At 73.1% G+C, this 17097-nt stretch carries 16 protein-coding genes and 3 pseudogenes; 11 read left to right on the forward strand and 8 right to left on the reverse strand.

Annotated features, from left to right (window positions below):
• Positions 1 to 9 precede the first annotated feature (9 nt).
• From ACQ86J_RS33390 to ACQ86J_RS33400, 3 genes are read right to left on the reverse strand one after another with little or no spacing between them, the layout of a single operon-like run.
• Entirely contained in the window at positions 10 to 1584 is a 1575-nt protein-coding gene (locus ACQ86J_RS33390; RefSeq protein ID WP_431268888.1) for an ABC transporter substrate-binding protein, read from the reverse strand.
• A gap of 14 nt (positions 1585 to 1598) precedes the next feature.
• Complete coding sequence (locus ACQ86J_RS33395; protein ID WP_431268889.1) at positions 1599 to 2993, reverse strand: amidase; 1395 nt, start codon at positions 2991 to 2993, stop codon at positions 1599 to 1601.
• Complete coding sequence (locus tag ACQ86J_RS33400; RefSeq protein ID WP_431268890.1) at positions 2990 to 3181, reverse strand: hypothetical protein; 192 nt, start codon at positions 3179 to 3181, stop codon at positions 2990 to 2992. Before ACQ86J_RS33400 ends, ACQ86J_RS33395 begins: the two co-directional genes overlap by 4 nt.
• Before the next feature lie 221 nt (positions 3182 to 3402).
• On the opposite strand from ACQ86J_RS33400, the gene ACQ86J_RS33405 reads away from it, so the two are divergent.
• The 3 genes and pseudogenes from ACQ86J_RS33405 (at position 3403) to ACQ86J_RS33415 (ending at position 6492) form a co-directional block, all read left to right on the forward strand.
• Positions 3403 to 3792, forward strand: a complete 390-nt coding sequence (locus tag ACQ86J_RS33405) for a hypothetical protein (RefSeq protein WP_431268891.1) — start codon at positions 3403 to 3405, stop codon at positions 3790 to 3792.
• A 608-nt stretch (positions 3793 to 4400) separates the two neighbouring features.
• A pseudogene (locus ACQ86J_RS33410) lies at positions 4401 to 5459 on the forward strand (CaiB/BaiF CoA transferase family protein); the annotation flags it as partial.
• A gap of 133 nt (positions 5460 to 5592) precedes the next feature.
• The gene (locus tag ACQ86J_RS33415) at positions 5593 to 6492 is read left to right on the forward strand and encodes a hydroxymethylglutaryl-CoA lyase (protein WP_431268892.1); all 900 of its coding nucleotides are present in this window, start codon (positions 5593 to 5595) and stop codon (positions 6490 to 6492) included.
• A 265-nt stretch (positions 6493 to 6757) separates the two neighbouring features.
• On the opposite strand, the pseudogene ACQ86J_RS33420 reads toward ACQ86J_RS33415, so the two are convergent.
• The 4 genes and pseudogenes from ACQ86J_RS33420 to ACQ86J_RS33435 form a co-directional block, all read right to left on the reverse strand.
• Positions 6758 to 7858 (reverse strand): annotated as a pseudogene (locus ACQ86J_RS33420) (sensor histidine kinase); the annotation flags it as partial.
• Between the two features lie 215 nt (positions 7859 to 8073).
• Positions 8074 to 8613 (reverse strand): lipocalin family protein, encoded by a 540-nt coding sequence (locus tag ACQ86J_RS33425; protein WP_431268893.1) that lies wholly within the window; start codon positions 8611 to 8613, stop codon positions 8074 to 8076.
• Positions 8610 to 9068 carry a hypothetical protein gene (locus tag ACQ86J_RS33430; RefSeq protein ID WP_431268894.1) on the reverse strand — a complete coding sequence of 153 codons (459 nt, stop codon included), beginning with the start codon at positions 9066 to 9068 and terminating at the stop codon, positions 8610 to 8612. The genes ACQ86J_RS33425 and ACQ86J_RS33430 overlap by 4 nt, the downstream gene beginning before the upstream one ends.
• Positions 9065 to 9499, reverse strand: coding sequence for a hypothetical protein (locus ACQ86J_RS33435; protein ID WP_431268895.1), 435 nt, complete (start codon positions 9497 to 9499; stop codon positions 9065 to 9067). Before ACQ86J_RS33435 ends, ACQ86J_RS33430 begins: the two co-directional genes overlap by 4 nt.
• A gap of 104 nt (positions 9500 to 9603) precedes the next feature.
• Here ACQ86J_RS33435 and cydD point away from each other — a divergent pair, with 104 nt between their 5' ends.
• Positions 9604 to 11277 (forward strand): thiol reductant ABC exporter subunit CydD, encoded by a 1674-nt coding sequence (gene cydD / locus ACQ86J_RS33440; protein ID WP_431268896.1) that lies wholly within the window; start codon positions 9604 to 9606, stop codon positions 11275 to 11277.
• A gap of 5 nt (positions 11278 to 11282) precedes the next feature.
• Positions 11283 to 12929, forward strand: coding sequence for a thiol reductant ABC exporter subunit CydC (gene cydC, locus ACQ86J_RS33445; RefSeq protein ID WP_431268897.1), 1647 nt, complete (start codon positions 11283 to 11285; stop codon positions 12927 to 12929).
• A 143-nt stretch (positions 12930 to 13072) separates the two neighbouring features.
• Here the strand turns inward: cydC and ACQ86J_RS33450 are convergent, their stop codons facing one another.
• The gene (locus ACQ86J_RS33450) at positions 13073 to 13552 is read right to left on the reverse strand and encodes an Hsp20/alpha crystallin family protein (RefSeq protein ID WP_431268898.1); all 480 of its coding nucleotides are present in this window, start codon (positions 13550 to 13552) and stop codon (positions 13073 to 13075) included.
• 207 nt (positions 13553 to 13759) lie between these two features.
• On the opposite strand from ACQ86J_RS33450, the gene ACQ86J_RS33455 reads away from it, so the two are divergent.
• From ACQ86J_RS33455 to recQ, 6 genes and pseudogenes are all read left to right on the forward strand, one after another.
• The gene (locus ACQ86J_RS33455; RefSeq protein WP_431268899.1) at positions 13760 to 13885 is read left to right on the forward strand and encodes a hypothetical protein; all 126 of its coding nucleotides are present in this window, start codon (positions 13760 to 13762) and stop codon (positions 13883 to 13885) included.
• Complete coding sequence (locus ACQ86J_RS33460; protein ID WP_431268900.1) at positions 13882 to 14523, forward strand: radical SAM protein; 642 nt, start codon at positions 13882 to 13884, stop codon at positions 14521 to 14523. Before ACQ86J_RS33455 ends, ACQ86J_RS33460 begins: the two co-directional genes overlap by 4 nt.
• The gene (locus ACQ86J_RS33465) at positions 14523 to 14660 is read left to right on the forward strand and encodes a hypothetical protein (protein WP_431272770.1); all 138 of its coding nucleotides are present in this window, start codon (positions 14523 to 14525) and stop codon (positions 14658 to 14660) included. Before ACQ86J_RS33460 ends, ACQ86J_RS33465 begins: the two co-directional genes overlap by 1 nt.
• A complete protein-coding gene (locus ACQ86J_RS33470) occupies positions 14630 to 14716 on the forward strand; it encodes a hypothetical protein (RefSeq protein ID WP_431272626.1) in 87 nt (28 codons plus the stop codon). The genes ACQ86J_RS33465 and ACQ86J_RS33470 overlap by 31 nt, the downstream gene beginning before the upstream one ends.
• A 72-nt stretch (positions 14717 to 14788) precedes the next feature.
• Positions 14789 to 15181: an OmpA family protein gene (locus ACQ86J_RS33475; protein ID WP_431268901.1), complete on the forward strand. Its 393-nt coding sequence runs from the start codon at positions 14789 to 14791 to the stop codon at positions 15179 to 15181.
• 49 nt (positions 15182 to 15230) lie between these two features.
• A pseudogene (gene recQ / locus ACQ86J_RS33480) lies at positions 15231 to 17060 on the forward strand (DNA helicase RecQ).
• The last annotated feature ends 37 nt before the right edge of the window (positions 17061 to 17097 follow it).

Consider the following 17097-nt stretch of genomic DNA (forward strand, 5'->3'; position numbering starts at 1 on the left):
GACCTTTTTCTACTTCGCCGCCCGCGTCGCCATCGCCGTCGTCCGCTCGTCCATCCGCGCGTCGTAGGTCAGTCCCTTCCGCAGCGCCCAGCTGTTGACCAGCTGGAACAGCGGGATGATGGCGACGTCGTCCATCGCCAGCTTTACCGCCTGCTGCAGCAGCGCCTCGCGCGCCTTGTCGTCGATGGTCGCCGCGGCGCGGGCGGTCAGCGCATCCAGCTCCGGGTTGGAATAGCGCCCGGCATTGCTGGCGCCGGTCCGCTTCTCCCGGTCGAAGGTGCCGAGGATGTTGACCAGCGCATAGCTCGCCTCGCCGGTCACGCTGCCCCAGCCCGCCAGCCGGATCGCATAGTCCTGCCGGTTGGAGCGCTGCGAGAAGCTCGCCCAGGGCACCGCCTCGACCTCGGTACGGATGCCGATGCGGCTGAACATCTGCGCCGCTGCCTGCGCCGCCTTGCTGTCGTTCGGGTAGCGGTCGTTCGGGCTGTGCAGGGTCATGCGGAAGCCCTGGGGGTAGCCGGCCTCGGCCAGCAGCCGCTTCGCGCCTTCCGGGTCGAAGGCGGGCGGCTTGACCTCGGGGTTGTAGCCGAAGGTGCCGGGCGGCAACCATTGGCCGGTGGGCTGGGCGGTGCCCTCCATCACCCGCTCGGCAAGGGCGGCGCGGTTGATCGACATCGATAGCGCCCGGCGCACCCGAACGTCGTTGAACGGGTTCGCCGCCAGCGGCTTGCCGTCGTTGTCGCTGATGAAGGGGACGTCCTTCTGCCGCGAATGGTCGGTGGCCAGGTAGATCACCCGGAGGCCCTGCACCTCGGACACCGTGAGCTTGGGGTCGCGCTTCAGCCGGTTGAGGTCGGTCGAGGGCACCTGGTCGATCAGGTCGACGTCGCCCGCCAGCAGCGCCGCGGTGCGGGCGCCGTCATTGCCGATGAAGCGGTAGTTCACCCGGGCCCAGGGCTCGGCGCCGCGGAAATGGGCCTCGTTCCGCGCCAGCTCGGTGCGGTCGCCGGGGCGGTAGGCCACCATCCGGTAGGGGCCGGTGCCGATGGCGGCCTTGCCGCTGTTGTAGTCCTCGGTTCCCGCGCCCTCGCCGGCATGCCTGGAGACGACGGCGACGGAGGCGAGCTCGGTCGGCAGCAGCGGGTGCGGCCTTGCGGTGTGGAAACGGATGGTCAGCGGGTCCACGACCTCCACCTTCTCGATCGCGCGGACGAAGCCGCCGAAGCCGCCCGGGCTGCCCGGCACGTTCGGCGTGCGCTGGATGGTGAAGGCGACGTCCTCGGCGGTGAAGTCGCGGCCGTCATGCCACTTGACGCCTGGGCGCAGCTTGAACTCCCAGACGGTGTCGGAGACGGTGCGCCAGCTCTCGGCGAGGCCCGGATAGGGCTGCGCCGTGGCGTCGCGCTCCACGAGCCGGTCGAAGATGTGCATCGCCAGGCTGTTGTTGGGCGAGGCGTTGTAGAAATGCGGATCGACCGAGGTGACGGCGCCGCCGATGCCGATGTTCAGCACCCCCGGCTGCTGCGCGGCGGCGGGCAGGGCGATGCTGGAGGCAAGGCAGGCAAGCAGAAGGCGGCGGTGCATGAATCGGGTTCCGGTCATAGCTGCGGCATCATGTCGCGCCAGGGCGCGGCCCGTTCATACGCGGCAGCGGCCTGGAAGATCAGTGCCTCGGAGAAGCTCGTCCCGACGATCTGCATCCCGAGCGGCAGGCCGGCGGCGGGACTAAGCCCGCACATGACGGAGATGGCGGGATGGCCGGTGACGTTGAAGGGCGTCCGCGCCTGGCGCGGATAGGTCCGCTCCACCTCCGGCTCGTCGTCGATCAGGCTGGCCGGGTCCATCGAGCTGGCGCAGAGCAGCAGGTCCACCTCGGCGAAGGCGGCCTGCACGGCATCGGTCAGCTGCCGGCGGCGGCGCTGCGCCTGGACATAGTCGGTGCCGCTGACGAAGAGGCCGGGCAGCAGCCGGCGGCGCGTCACCGCGGCATAGTCGCCGGGCCGCTCGCGCAGCCAGGCCTCGTGGATCGCGGTCGCCTCCGGCAGCATGATGGCACGGTTGACGGCGGCGAACTCGCCAAGCGGCGGCAGCGTGACATCGACGATCGTCGCGCCCTCGGCGGCCAGCAGCGCGGCGGCGGCCTCGAGCGCCGCGCTGACCTCGGGCGAGGCGGGCAGGTCGCGCTCGTGGAAGTGGCGGACGAAGCCGATGCGGAGCGACCGGACGCCGCGGTGCAGGTGGCGGGCATAGTCCTCCGGCGCATGCGCCGCGCTGCCGGGATCCTCCGGGTCGTGCCCGGCGATGGCGTTCAGCAGGATGGCGTTGTCGCGCACCGTGCGGGTCATCGGTCCCACATGGTCGAGCGTGAACGAAAGCGGGAAGACCCCGCGGCGGGAGACCAGCCCATAGGTCGGCTTCAGTCCCACCAATCCGCAATGGCTGGCCGGGTGCCGCACCGAGCCGCCGGTATCAGTGCCGAGCGCCGCCGGCAGCATGCGCGCCGCGACCGCGGCGCCCGAGCCGGAGGAGGAGCCGCCCGGGTGGTGCGCGGTGTTCCAGGGATTGCGCGCGGGCGGGAAGGGCAGGTCGAAGGCCGGCCCGCCGATGGCGGATCCATGCGTGGCGAGCTTCGCCGGGAAGACCGCCCCGGCCTCCCGCAGCCGCGCCACCACGGCGGCATCCGCGCCGGCGCGGCGGTCGAGGCAGAGCTTCGAATGGCAGGTGGTGGGGTGCCCGGCGAGATCGATGATGTCCTTCAGGCCCACGGGAATGCCATGCAGCGGCGTGCGCGGGCCGGAGGTGGCGATCTCCGCCTCGGCCGCCTTCGCCGCCGCGATGGCCTGCTCCGCGACCAGGCGGATCACCGCGTTGAGCCGCGGCTCCAGCGCCTCGACCCGCGCCAGGCAATCGGCCAGCAGCTCGACCGGCGAGAGGCGCCGCGCCGCGATCAGCGCCGCGGCCTCGGCCAGCGGCAGGAGGTGCGGCGCGGTCACCGCTTCGGCTCCGGGGCGGTGTGGGCGGGCAGCGGCTCGGCCGCCGGGTCGGCGGGCCGCGTGAAGCCGCTGCGCAGCCGGGCGGCGGCGGCGATCGCCTGCTCGACATCCGCGCGGTGGTCGGCCCAGGCGCGTTGCGCGCCGGCGGCCGCGGCCAGGGCGGCGTTGGCGGTCTCCGTGTCGGGCATCGGCCCCGGTCTCCCCTGCGATGACGGTGCGGGGAGGGATGCTGGCGCAGGATGGGCGGGCGGGAAACCCTCCCCCGGCGGCCCCGTTGCCGCCCCGGTGGAAATCCCGTCGCCGGGGGTGACCCGGGCGGCGGCAGGGGGCAGGTCCGTCCCTCCGCCCCGCGGCGCCCCGCCGCGGCCGGGGCGCCTTGCCCCGCCACAAGGACAGGGAGATTGCACCTATGCGCTTTACCGGTTTCGTCGCGGCCGCTGCCGCGCTCGGCCTCTGCCTCGCCTCGCTTCCGGCCGATGCGGCGTCCGAGCGCCACCACCAGCGCGGCGCCACGGCCCGCGGCGCCGCCAGCGCCAGCGACAACAGCGCCGATGACCTGAACGCCCAGAGCCTGCAGCGCGCCCAGGGCGGCCGCGACGCCATGGGCGGCTCCGGCAGTGGCATGGGGAAGCGGCATGGGCAGCGGCATGGACATGTCCGGCAGCGGCGGCATGGGCATGTCGGGCTCCGGCATGCAGGGCCGCGGCATGTCCGGCTCCTCGATGGGGGGCCCGGCATGAGCGGCGGCGGCGGCACCGGCAGCAGCGGGCCGGTCGGCGCGGGCGGCGGCATGCGCTAAGGGCCCGCGGCGCGACCGGCAGAGGTCGCGCCGCCTGCGGCTTCGGCAGGGAGCCGCGGCGCCGCTCCACGGCGGCCCCGATGGGGCGGGACACGGGCCCGCCTGCCGGGTGCCCGGATGGATCGGTGCGTGATTCCGCGCCGGTCTGGCCCAAATCGGCGTGAGGTGCAGTCCCGCTGCCCCGTTTCGGTTCATGCTGCTGCCGTCCGGGCTTCCGCTTGGCGGCCAAGTCCACGGACCCCAACGGGAGGAACAGCATGCGCTTTTCCAGCATCGCCATCGCCGCGGCGGCCCTGGCCTTCACCCTTGCCGCCGGCACGGCCGAGGCGGCCAGCCAGAAGTCCCGCCGCTCCGCCAACCCGCAGGACAACATGGCCGACCAGTTGAATGCCCAGAGCCTGTCCCGGGCCCAGGCCGGCACCGATTCTGCCGACCCAGGCCGTCGACAGCACCGGCAGCCTGAACCGGATGAGCCAGGGCGACGCGGCCAAGGGAAAGGCCATGCCGCAGCCGGCGATGCCCTTCCGCTGAGCCGCCGGGGCGGAGGCGCCAGGCCTCCGCCTCCGGCCGGTTCCGGCCCGCGCCGTTCTGGCCTATGTCTTCCGGCCATGTCCGAGAAGAACCCGGCCCCAGCGGCCCCGAACCTGCCCCTCACGGGCCTCCGCGTCGTCGAGCTCGGCCACTACATCGCCGCGCCCTTCGCCACCCGCCTGCTGGCCGATCTCGGCGCCGAGGTCATCAAGGTCGAGCCGCCCGAGGGCGACCCGGTGCGCGGCTGGGGCTCGGCGGTGGCGGGCAACGCCGTCTGGTTCAGCGTGCATGGCCGCAACAAGCTTTCGGTCACGCTCAACCTGAAGGATGCCGCCGACAAGGCGAAGCTGAAGCAGCTCGTCGCCAGATCCGACGCGCTGGTCGAGAATTTCCGCCCCGGCCAGCTCGAGCGCTACGGGCTCGGCCCCGAGGCGCTGCACGCGGTCAACCCGCGACTGGTCATCGCCCGCATCAGCGGCTACGGCCAGGACGGCCCCTATCGCGACAAGCCGGCCTTCGGCGCGATCGGCGAGGCGATGGGCGGCCTCCGCCACCTCACCGCCAATCCCGGCCAGTCCGAGCACCCGCCGCCGCGCTGCGGCGTCTCGATCAGCGACGACCTGGCCGGCATGTATGCCGCGATGGGCCTGGTCGCCGCCTGCTGGCAGGTGAAGGGCGACCCCGCCGCGCGCGGCCGCGTCATCGACGTCGATCTCGTCAGCAGCGTGTTCAGCCTGATGGAGGGCATGCTGCCGGAATACGGGCTGTTCGGCTGGGTGCGGCAGCCGCAGGGGGCCGCCATCAAGACAGCGGCGCCGACCAACACCTACCCTTGCGCTGACGGCAAGTGGCTCTGCATCGCCGGCAATTCCGACCTGATCTTCCGCCGGATGATGGCGGCGATCGGCCGCCCCGAATCTGCCGCCGACCCGCGCTTCGCCACCAACGCGCTGCGCTGCGAGAATGTCGTCGAGCTGGACGCGGCCATCGCCGCCTGGACCCGGACGCAGACCGGCGCCGAGGCCGAGGCGATCCTCGAGGCTGCCGAGGTGCCCTGCTCGCGCCTCTACGACATGCGCGACTGCGCCGAGGACCCGCATTTCCGTGCCCGCGGGCTGGTGATGCAGGTGGAGGACCCGCTGCTCGGGACCGTGCTGCACCCGGCCGCGCCCTTCCGCTTCGACGGCGTCTCGCCGCGGGACATGGTGCGCTGGACCGGTCCGCCGCCGGCGCCCACAACGACCAGGTATTCCCCAAGGAGGACGCGCCATGACCGAGACGGTCGAGCTTTCCGAGGTCGCGCCGCGCGACGGCCTGCAGTCCATCGGCGCCTTCGTGCCGACCGAGACCAAGATCGCCCTGGTCCGCGCCAGCTACGAGGCGGGGCTTCGCAGGATGGAGGTCGGCAGCTTCGTCTCGCCCCGCGCCGTGCCGCAGATGGCGGATACGGGGGAGGTGCTGAAGGTCGCCAAGCAGCTTGCCGGGCTCGAATGCACCGTCCTCGTGCCGAACCGGAAGGGCTTCGACGCGGCGATGAATGCCGGCGCCGACCGGCTCGGCCTGTTCATGTCGGTGACCGAGAGCCACAACAAGGCCAACCTCAACCGCACGCGGGAGGAGAGCTTCGCCGACCTCGCCGCCATCGTGCGGGAGGCGCCGAAGGGCACGAAGATCCGCTTCAATCTCTCCTGCACCTTCCACTGCCCCTTCGAGGGCGTGGTGCCGGAACGCGACGCGCTGGACTTCATCGAGCGCGTCGTCGCGCTCGACCCGGCGATGGAGATCGCGCTGGCCGACACGACGGGCAACGCCTCGCCCGACCAGGTGCGGCGCGTCTTCGAGCAGGCCCACAAGGCCTGGGGGCTGCGCTTCGCCTTCCACGGCCACGACACCTACGGCATGGGCGTCGCCAACGTGGCGGCGGCCTGGGAGGCCGGCTGCCGCATCTTCGACGCCGCCTCGGGCGGCATCGGCGGCTGCCCCTTCGCGCCGGGCGCCACGGGCAACGTGGCGATGGAGGACGTGGTCTGGCTGTTCCGCCGCATGGGGGTCGAGACCGGCGTCGACTGGCAGAAGCTGCTGGTCGCGGCCGACATGGCCGCGGCCGTGCCGGGCGCCACGCCGGGCGGGGCGATGCGGCGGGTACCGGCGGGCCGGCTGGCGGCCTAGGAAAGCTCGGGGGAAGAGTATTCCCTCCCCGAACCCCACCCTTCCTTTCCGTGAGTCGGCTGCCGCCGCCCAGCGAGTGCCGACTCACAGAAGTAGATGAGGGGTCTGGGGAGAGTACCTTCTCCCCAGCCTTATTGACCCCGCGCCGGCGTATCCGCCGGGAAGCGCAGTTCCACCACCGTGCCCACCCCATCCTCCCCGCCCGCCGGGCGAAGGACCCGCGCAGCTGCGCCGCCAGGGCCCGCAACAGCCGGGTGCCGAGGCCGGAGCCCTGCGGCGGCGTCTCGGCCGCCTCGCCATCGGGCGAGACGCCCGGCCCGTCATCCACCACCGTCAGCCGGAAATGCCCGTCCTCCCGCCAGAAGCGGACCAGCACCTGGCCGCCTCGGCCCTCGGGGAAGGCGTATTTGAAGGCATTGGTGATCGCCTCGTTCAGCACCAGGCCAAGCTGCACCGAACGCTCGGTGCTCAGCCGGTGCGCCTCCGCTTCGGCATGCAGCGCGACCGGGCGCAGCCCGTTGCCGGCCATCGCCTTCGCCAGGTCCTCGCAGAGCCCGACGACGAATTCCCGGGTGTCCACCGTGGTCGCGTCATCCGCCGCGACGCTGCCCTGGGCCAGCCGCGTATGCACCCGGGCGAGCGCCATGGCGTGGCCGGCCGCCTCGCGCAGCCCGTCGCGGACGGCTTCCGAGGTCGCTGCCCGGGCCCGCAGCAGCAGGATGCCGACCAGGGAGCCGAGGTCGTTGCGAGTCCTGTGACGGAACTCCTCGAGCAGCAGGGCGCGGGCCCGCTGCACCTCCTGCAGGTTGGCTTGCGCTGCCTGCAGGCCCTCGATCGCCTGGTGCATGGCCTCGACCACGCTGGCGAGCAGGACGCCGATCACCACGAAGATCAGCAGGGAGGCAAGCTGGGCGCGGTCGCCGATCACTAGGCTGTAGTGCGGCGGCATGTAGACGAAGCTGACCGCCATGGCCGAGAGCAGGGTCGCCAGGATGCCGGAGCCGCGGTCGAACAGCGTGGCCGCCAGCAGGATGGCAGCCAGGAAGAGCAGGAAGCGCTCATGCTCGCCGAGAACGGGGTCGGCCAGCTGCCGCAGCGCCAGCACGGCGCCGACCAGGGCGCAGGTTGCCGCGTAGCGCAGCGGCACCGGCCAGCGCCGGGTGGCGCGGATCGCACCATCGATGAGGTTTCTGCTGTTCATCCGCACCGAACGGTTCGCGCTTGCGCTGGCTGCGCCAGATGTGGTGCGCGGGACGGGGATGGCGCGGAAGTGTGGCGGTGCGGCAGCAGCGCCGGGCGGGAATAGGACTGGCGCAGGCCGCCGAGCCGATATAGGATATTTTTCCTTGTTCTTTGATAGCCGCATCCGACCCGCAAGCTGCGCCCGTCGGCGGCCGGGGCTTTGTCCGAAAACGATGGCCGCGGCCCGCCGAGCCCCGGCTTATTCCCTCAAAGCCTGAACGCCTGGATCCGGCCGCGGTGGCAGGCCGTTGAAAAGGCGGACGAAAGGCAAGCCCGGGCTGCCCGCGGCCTGAACCGGCTTGAGCCGGAATGAATTGGCTCGAGGCGACGGGGCGCGGCTCAGCCCCGCTGCCCGCGGGCGACCTTCAGCGGCGCCAGGTCGTAGCCCTGCGTTCGCGCGATCCCCAGCGCCTTGTCGAATTCCGCCTGCGGCAGGCTTGGTGTCCGCGACAGCACCCAGAGCCAGCGGCGCGACGGCTCCCCCACCACCGCCCAGCGGTAGTCGGGGTCGAGCCCGATAACCCAGTAGTCGCCGTAGAAGGGCCAGAAGAAGCTGACCCGCAGGCGGGCATTGTTGCTGCCCGCGACCGCATAGGCCTGGCCGGCCGCCTCGCGCGGCTTGTCATTGTCGAGCGCGTTGAGGCAGCGGTTCAGCACGCCGATCCGCCCATCCGGCCGCGCGGTGTAGGTCGCCACTGTGTCCTCGCAGGAGACGGAGGACAGATCCTGCGCCCACATTGGCAGCCGGGCGACCTCGTGCCAGGCGCCGAGGTAGCGCGGCACCTCGACCGCCGCGACCGGCTGCGGCGTCGAGGCATCCGGCGCGCCGACGCAGGCGCCGAGCAGCAGGGTGCCGAGCACCAGCCCGCATCTGATCATGGCAGCATTCCCTCCGGCAGCGTGGCGAGGTGGTCGAAGACCGCGCCAGCGGTGGTGATCCATACCGCGTCCCGCCGCGCCGCGATGGCGGCCAGCGCGCCGCGCAGCGCCCTGATCCGGTAGGGCTGGCCGATGATGTAGGGGTGCAGCGCGATCCCCATCACCTGGGGGATGCCGTCGCGCCCGACCTGTTCCAGCCGCTCCTCGAAATCCGCCAGCACCATGGCGGCGAACTGCTCGGCGCCGTCGCGGCGGACGGCGATGGCGGGGATGTCGTTGACCTCCTGCGGATAGGGGATGGCCAGCAGCCGTCCCGCCTCCGTCGCCATCCAGATGGGCTGGTCGTCCATGCACCAGTTGAGCGTATAGGCGTAGCCGGCCTCGGCCAGCAGCTCCGGCGTCCGCCGGCTTTCGGCGATCCAGGGGAAAGCCAGCCGCGCGGCGCGCGCTCTCATGCCGGCGGATGGCGGCGGTGCTCTCGGCGATCAGCCGGCGCTCCTCGGCCTCGGGCAGGAGGCTCTGCCGCTCGGGATTGGTCCGGCCATGGCCGGCGATCTCGTCGCCGCGCGCGCGGTGCGCCGCGACGAGCTTGCGGCGCGTGGTCGTACATCGCGCTGTTCAGCAGCACGGTGGCGGGAAGCGCAAGCTGGTCCAGCAGCTCGATCAGCCGCCAGCCGCCGACCCGGTTGCCGTAATCCCGCCAGGCATGGTTCAGCACGTCGGGCTGCGGCCCGCCGGGGGCGAGCTCCGCCCCGAGCCCCTCGCCGAAGGCGAAATGCTCGAGATTGACGCCGAGATAGACCGCCAGCCTGGCCCCGCCCGGCCAGGCGTAGCGCGGCCGCTCGGGCCAGGGGTGGTAGGCATAGCGGCCATGGTGGGGCAGCATCGGCGGGCGTCTCCGGAACGGTCCGCCCGCATGTGACGGCGGTTTCAGCCGGCGGCAAGCCGGGTTGGCGTGACGTCCTGCCGCCGGCGGGGTTAGAAGGGGCCATGGACTCTCCCTCGGCGACGCGGGACGGCGCCGCCCGGGCGCTGCTGCGCCGCGAATCCCGTGCGCTCCGGCGGCAGGTGCTGCTGCCCATCCTGCTGGGCCTAGGTGCCCTGGTGGCGGCGGTCGCCGGCGCCTGGCTGGTGGCGCGGCTGCTCGCCGCGCTGCTCGGGCATGGCGATGCCGGCTGGTCGGAACTCGCCGCGGCCGCCGCCTTGGCCCTCCTCGGCGCCGCGCTGGCGCTCGCCCAGGAACGCGCCCAACTCGCGGCCGGCGAGACCGCCCGCGCCCGGCTGCGCGATGCCGCCTTCGCCCGGCTGCTGGAGGGCGGCCCGGCCGACCAGGCCGGCGTCGGCGACCGCGCCTCGCTCGTGGTGGACCGGGTCGAGGCGCTGGATGGCTACTTCGCCCGCTGGATCCCCGCCGCGGCGCTGGCCATGGTCGGGCCGGTGCTGGTCTTCGCCGCCGTGACCTGGGCCGATCTCGGCTCCGGCGTGGTGCTGGCGATCGCCGGGGTGCTCTACCCCGTCGCCATGGCGCTGACCGGCATCGGCGCCGCCCAGGCCAGCCGACGGCAGTTCGAGGCGCTGGGGCGGCTGTCCGGCCGCTTCCTCGACCGCATGCGCGGATTGCCGACGTTGGTGCTGTTCAACCGGCAGGAGGCGGAGGCGGTGGCGCTGGGCGAGGCCGCCACCGAATTGCGCGCCCATACCATGAAGGTGCTGCGCGTCGCCTTCCTCTCGGGCACGGCGCTCGAGTTGCTCTCGGCCGGGGTGCTGGCCTGCCTCGCCTGGCGGCACCGGGCGCTGCTCGGCGGCGGCGCCGACCCGACCGCGGCGCTGTTCAGCCTGCTGCTGGTGCCGGCCTTCTTCGCCCCGCTGCGCGGCCTCGCCGCGGCCTACCAGGACCGGCTCTCGGCCGCCGGCGCCGCCGCCGCGCTGGCGCCGCTGCTGGCGGAGGGCCCGGCGCCCGGCCTGCTGCTGGAGGCGATGCCGCCGCGCGTCACCGTCACCTTCACCGATGTGCGGCTCGCCTACGACCCGGCGCGGCCGCCGGCGCTGGATGGGCTTTCCTTCCGGGCGAGCGCCGGGGAGACGCTGGTGCTGGCCGGGCCCTCGGGCGCCGGAAAGTCCTCGGTGCTGCGCATCCTGATGGGCTTCGCCCGGCCGGAGGCGGGCCGCGTCTCGATCAACGGCCAGGACGCCATGGCCCTGCGCCCGGCCGAGTTGCGCCGCCTGAGCGCCTATGTCGGGCAGCATCCACACCTGTTCCGCGCCACCCTGCGCGAGAACATCCGCTTCGCCCGGCCGGAGGCGACGCCGGCGCAGGTCGAGGCTGCGGCGCAGGCCGCGCATGTGCTGGACTTCGCCGAAGCCCTGCCGCAGGGGCTGGATACGCTGGTGGGCGAGGGTGGTTGGGGCCTGTCCGGCGGCCAGGCGCAGCGGGTGGCGCTGGCCCGCGCCTTCCTGCGCGACGCGCCGCTGGTGCTGCTCGATGAACCCACCGCGCATCTCGACCCCGGCACGGAATCCCAGGTGATCGAGAGCCTGCAGCGGCTCTGCCTCGGCCGAACCGCGATCATCGCCAGCCATAGCGGGGCGCGGGCGCGGCTCGGCCGGGTGCTCGAGATCGAGGCCGGGCGCGCGGTCGGCACACCGCGCATGGCGCAGGGCTAGGCGCGATGCTGCGCGACCTTCGCCGCACCCTCGGCCTCTGGCGGGCGCAAGCCGGCTGGCTCGCCGCCGGGATCGCCGTCTCGGCCGGCTCGACGCTGCTCGGCGTGGCGCTGCTGGCGCTGGCGGGGCAGGGCATCGCCGCCGCGCTCGGCGGGGCGGCGGTGGGCGGCGGGATCGCCTTCCTGCTGCTGCGGCCGCTGGTAGCGCTGCGCCCGGCGGCGCGCTGGTCGGAGCGCATGGTCACCCATGCCGCCACCTTCCGCGCCCTGGCCGATACCCGCATCTGGTTCTTCCGCCGGCTGTCGGACCGCCTGCCGGGCGGCATCGGTCTCGGGCGGTCGGGCGACCTGCTGGGGCGGCTGGTCTCCGACGTGGACTCGCTCGACGGGCTCTATCTGCGCGCGCTGGTCCCGATGATCTCGGCGCTGGCCGTGGTGCTGGCGGGCGCGGCGCTGCTGGCCGGGGCCCCGCTGCTTGCGGCGATCGTCGCCCTGCCGCTCGCGCTCGCCTTGCTGCTGCCGCTGCTGCTGGCCCCTGGCGCGGCGCGGGCGGCGGCGCAGGCCGCCGCGGCGCAGGGCCGGTTGCGCGCCGCGGCGATCGACCCGCTGCTCGGCGTCGAGGACGTGCTGGCGGCGAATGGCGAGCAGGCGGCTGGCGCCACCCTGGCGCGGGAGGCCGCCGCACTGGCCCGGGCGCAGCGCGGTCTCGGCTGGCGGGCCGCCTGGGCCGGGGCTGCGGGGACGTTGCTGGTGCAGGCGGCGCTGCTCGGCGCGCTGGCCTGGGGACTTGCGGCCGGGGCGGAGGGCGCCGCGCTTGCGGTGCTCGGGCTGTTCCTGGCGGTCGCCTCCGCGGAAGCCCTCGGCCTGCTGCCGCGGGCGGGCGTTGCGCTGGCCGGCGCCGCGGCCGGGGCGCGGCGGCTCTTCAAGCTGGCCGATGCGCCGCCGCCGGTGGCCGAGCCGGTGGCGCCCGCCGAGGAGCCGACCGGCCATGCGATCCGGGTGGAGGGGCTGCGCTTCGCCTGGACGCCTGACCGCGCCGCGGTCTTCGACGGGCTCGATCTCGATATCCCGGAGGGCACCCGGCTGGCGCTGCTCGGCCCCTCCGGTATCGGCAAGTCGAGCCTGGTGGCGCTGCTGCTGAAGCTGGCGGTGCCCGAGGCCGGGCGGATCAGCTTCGGCGGCGTGGACATCGCCGAGCTGCCCGCCGAGTTCATCCGCCGCCGCATCGCCTGCCTGACCCAGGATGCCCGGCTGTTCGACGACAGCATCGCCGCCAACCTGCGCATCGCCGCGCCCGGCGCGCCGGATGCGGCGCTGTGGCGGGCGCTGGACAAGGCGGGGATAGGCGAGCTGGTGCGGGCATTGCCGGAAGCCCTGGCGACCCGCTGCGGCGAGGGCGGCGCGCGGTTTTCCGGCGGCCAGGCACGGCGGCTGGCGCTGGCGCGGGTGCTGCTCTCGGCCGCGCCGGTGCTGGTGCTGGACGAACCGACGGCGGGGCTGGATGCGGAAACCGAGCGGGCCTTTCTCGAGACGCTGGAGGGCGTGACCGCCGGCCGCACGGTGATCCTGATCACCCATCGGCTGGTGGGCGTCGAGCGGCCGACGCGGGTGCTGCGGCTGGCCGGCGGACGGGCGCTGCCAGCGGCCGGCTGAAGGTTGGGGAGGGAAAAGCATGTCCTCCCCAAACCCCACCGTTGCTTTTTGTGAGTCCGGGTGCTGCCGCGCGGCGGATGCCGACGCCCGGAAATAGCTGAGGGATCCGGGGCGAATACCTTCGCCCCGGCCTTGCCTTCCCCTCAGCCCTTCGGCCCGTTGATCTGGATCTTGTTCTCGGCGGCCTCTGCCTTGGCCGGCCGCGGCAGCGTCACATGCAGCACGCCCTTGTCGAAGCTGGCCGAGACGCTGCCCGGCTCCGGCGCGAAGGGCAGCCGCAGGCTGCGGCGGAAGCTGCCGAAGCTGCGTTCCTGCATGTGCAGGCCGCGCTCCTCGGTCTTCTTCTCCTCCTTCTTCTCGCCGCGCAGCGTCAGCGTCTCGCCTTCCAGCGACAGGTCGATATCGCTCTCGGCGACGCCGGGAAGTTCCGCGGTCAGCTCCAGCCCGGCCTCGGTCTCCTTGACGTCGAGGCTCGGGGCGAAGCCGCCACCGAAGGGCATGCGCGGGCCGGCGGCGCCGCGGAACACGTCGTCCACCGCGCGGCTCAGCTCGCGCTGGAGCTGGAAGAAGGGATCGTCCCCGCGGGTCAGGTCGTTGCGGGATGCAAGGAAGCGGGAGAGCATGGACATCTCCGTCGTTGCTGTTGCCACGGGCCCAGCCTGGGCCCGGGCGCCAGGATTCCGCCGTGTCGCGGCAGCGGCCTTGCGCCGCCTCAAATGCCTCGGGCCTGGCCGGTCGCCGCGCCGACAAGGAGCTGTGATAGGCTCCGGGGTAACCACCGGCACCCGCAGGGTCGTACCGGTCCTCTGCCTGCCAGGAGCGAAAGCCGCGTGTCCGTCATCGCCACCCCCGCGACCCGCCCGATCGACCCGCTGAAGTTCCGCGACCCGCTGGTGACGGCGAAGGGGAGCCGCGGGCGAGCGTCGCGCTTTCGGCGCTGCGGACGCTTTGGGTGAATACCGGCACGCTCTGCAACATCACTTGCCGCAACTGCTACATAGAGAGCAGCCCGCGGAACGACGCGTTGGCCTATCTCACCGCGGCCGAGCTGCGCCCCTACCTCGACGAGGTCGCCCGCGACGCCCTGCCGGTCGAGGAGATCGGCTTCACCGGAGGCGAGCCCTTCCTCAACCGCGACTTGCCGCAGATGCTGGAGGAGGTGCTGTCGCGCGGTTTCCGGGCGCTGGTGCTGACCAATGCGATGAAGCCGATGCGCAACCACGGCGCCGCGCTGCTGGCACTGCGCGCGGCGCATGGCGACCGCCTGACGTTGCGCGTCAGCCTCGACCACCACTCGGCGCTGCTGCACGACTTGGAACGGCAGGAGGGCAGCTTCGCCCAGGCATTGGACGGGCTGGAATGGCTGGCGCGGCAGGGCTTCCGCACCCATGTCGCCGGCCGCGCCGGCTTCGGCCAGGAGGGGAGGCGGCGATGCGGGCCGGCTTCGCGGCCCTGTTCGCTGAACACGCCATCCCGATCGATGCCGCCGACCCGGTCTCGCTCATGCTGTTCCCGGAGATGGATGCCGGCGCCGACGTGCCGGAGATCACCACCGCCTGCTGGGGCATCCTGCGGAAGTCACCCGATAGCCTGATGTGCGCCTCCGCCCGCATGCTGGTGAAGCGGCGCGGCGCCGCACGGCCTGCGGTGCTGGCCTGCACGCTGCTGCCCTACGACCCGCAGTCGAGCTGGGGCCTACGCTGGCCGAGGCGTCCCGGCCGGTGGCGCTGAACCATCCGCATTGCGCCGAATTCTGCGTCCTCGGCGGCGCCGCCTGTTCGCGCTGAGGCGGCGACGTGGTTGACGGCGGCGTGGCTTTCCCGGACCAATCTCCGCACTGACCGATCCGGAGTCGCGCCATGCGCCGTCGCCTCGCTTTCGCTGTCCTGCCCCTGCTGGCCCTGGCCGCCTGCCAGTCGCCGGAGCCCGCACCCGCCCCGGTGACGGTGGTGTTCTTCAACGCCGACAGCGCGGCGCTTGACGAGAATGCCCAGGCGATCGTCGCCCAGGCCGCAGGCATGGCGAAGGAGAGGCCCAACGCCCCCGTGCGCGTCCGCGGTTTCGCGGCGCCCGACAGCGGCACCGCCGCCTTCAACAAGGCGCTCGCCACGACACGGGCGCAGCACGTGGCCGACCACCTGGCGGAGAACGGCATCCCGCGTAGCCGCATCCGCATCAGATCGCGCGGGGCGGTGCCGTTCGACAGCTTCCCGACCAGATCGCGCCGGGTGGAGATCGTGATCGGCCAATAAGGCCGCGCGAGGCGGTTGGGACTCGGCCGCGGCATGCTATAGCCGCGGCATGCTCGACCAGCCGAGGCAGGACACCGAGGGCGAGGCGCCCGAGGAGGTCCTGCACCGCGTCTTCGGCCACCCCGCCTTCCGCGGACGCCAGGGAGGAGATCGTCCGCCATGTGATGGCGGGCGGCTCCGGACTCGTGCTCATGCCGACGGGGGGCGGTAAATCGCTCTGCTTCCAGGTGCCGGCGCTCTGCCGCCCCGGACTCGGCGTCGTCGTCTCGCCGCTCATTGCGCTGATGGAAGACCAAGTCGCGGCGATGCGGCAGCAGGGCGTCGCCGCCGCCGCGCTGCATTCCGACCTGCCCGAGGATGCGGCGCGCGAGGTGAAGCGCGACCTGGCCCGTGGCGCCATCAAGCTGCTCTATGTGTCACCGGAACGGCTGCTGCTGGACGGGACGCTCGACTTCCTCGAGCGCCGGCCGCTGGCCTTGTTTGCGATCGACGAGGCGCATTGCGTCAGCCAGTGGGGCCACCACTTCCGGCCGGAATATCGCGGGCTCGGCCTGTTGGCGACGCGCTTCCCCGAGGTGCCGCGGATGGCGCTGACGGCGACCGCCGATCCGCGCACGGTCGAGGACATCCGGGCGCAGCTCGGCCTCGCCGACAGCCCGGTCTTCCGCGGCGGCTTCGACCGGCCGAACATCCTGATCGCCGCCGAGCCGCGCGAGAGCGAGCGCGGCCAGCTGCGCGCCTTCATCAAGGCGGCCGGCGACGGCACCGGCGCCGGCATCGTCTATTGCGGCACGCGGGCCAAGACCGAGCAGACCGCGGAATGGCTGCGCGGCGACGGCTACGACGCACTGAGCTTCCATGCCGGGATGGAGCCGGGCGCCAAGCGGGACGCGCATCGCCGCTTCGCCCGTGGCGATGCCGTTGTCATGGCGGCGACCATCGCCTTCGGCATGGGCATCGACCGGCCGGATGTCCGCTGGGTCGCGCACCTGGACCTGCCGAAATCGCCGGAGAGCTGGTACCAGGAGATCGGCCGCGCCGGGCGGGACGGGCTGCCGGCCCGTGCCTTGTTGCTGTACGGCGCCGGCGACATCGCGCTGGCCCGCCACCGCATCCTGGAGAGCCCGGCGACCGAGGAGCAGAAGCGGATCGAGCGGGCCCGGCTGGAGGCGATGGTCTCGATCGCCGAGGCGGCGACCTGCCGGCGGCGCATCCTGCTGCGCTGCTTCGGCGAGGACGGGCCGGAGAATGCGGCGCCTGCGACGTCTGCCGCAACCCGCCCCGGCTGTTCGACGGCACGGTGCCGGCGCAGAAGCTGCTGAGCGCGGTGCTGCGGACCGGGCGGCGCTTCGGCGTGGCGCATCTGGTGGATGTCCTGCGCGGCAAGGTCACCGACAAGGTCGCGCAATTCTCGCACGACCAGTTGCCGACCTTCGGCGTGGGCAAGGACCTGTCGGACCAGGCCTGGCGCGGCGTCGCGCGGCAGCTGGTGGCGATCGGCGCGCTTGACGTCGCCATCGAGAACCATGGCGAGTTGGTGCCGACCGATGCCGCCAAGCCGATCCTGAAGGGCGAGCGGAAGGTCATGCTGCGGGCCGAGGCGGTGACCGCCGGCGCGCCGCGCGAGCGGGCCGGCCGCGGCGCCCCGCCGGCCATGGCGGGCGACCCGCTGTTCGACGCGCTGCGTGCCTGGCGGAAGCGGGAGGCCGAGATCCAGGGCCTGCCGGCCTACATGATCTTCTCGAACGAGACGCTGGCCTCGATCGCCACGATGCGGCCGCAGGATGCCGAAGACCTGGCGATGATCCCGGGCGTCGGCCGCAGCAAGCTGGAACGCTACGCCGATGGCGTGCTGCGGGTGGTGCGGGAGGAGGGCTAGCCGCGATCGTCCTGAGTGGAACCGTGCAGGGCGTAAA

It is taken from the genome of Dankookia sp. P2 (assembly GCF_050632255.1).
GTDB lineage: Bacteria > Pseudomonadota > Alphaproteobacteria > Acetobacterales > Acetobacteraceae > Paracraurococcus.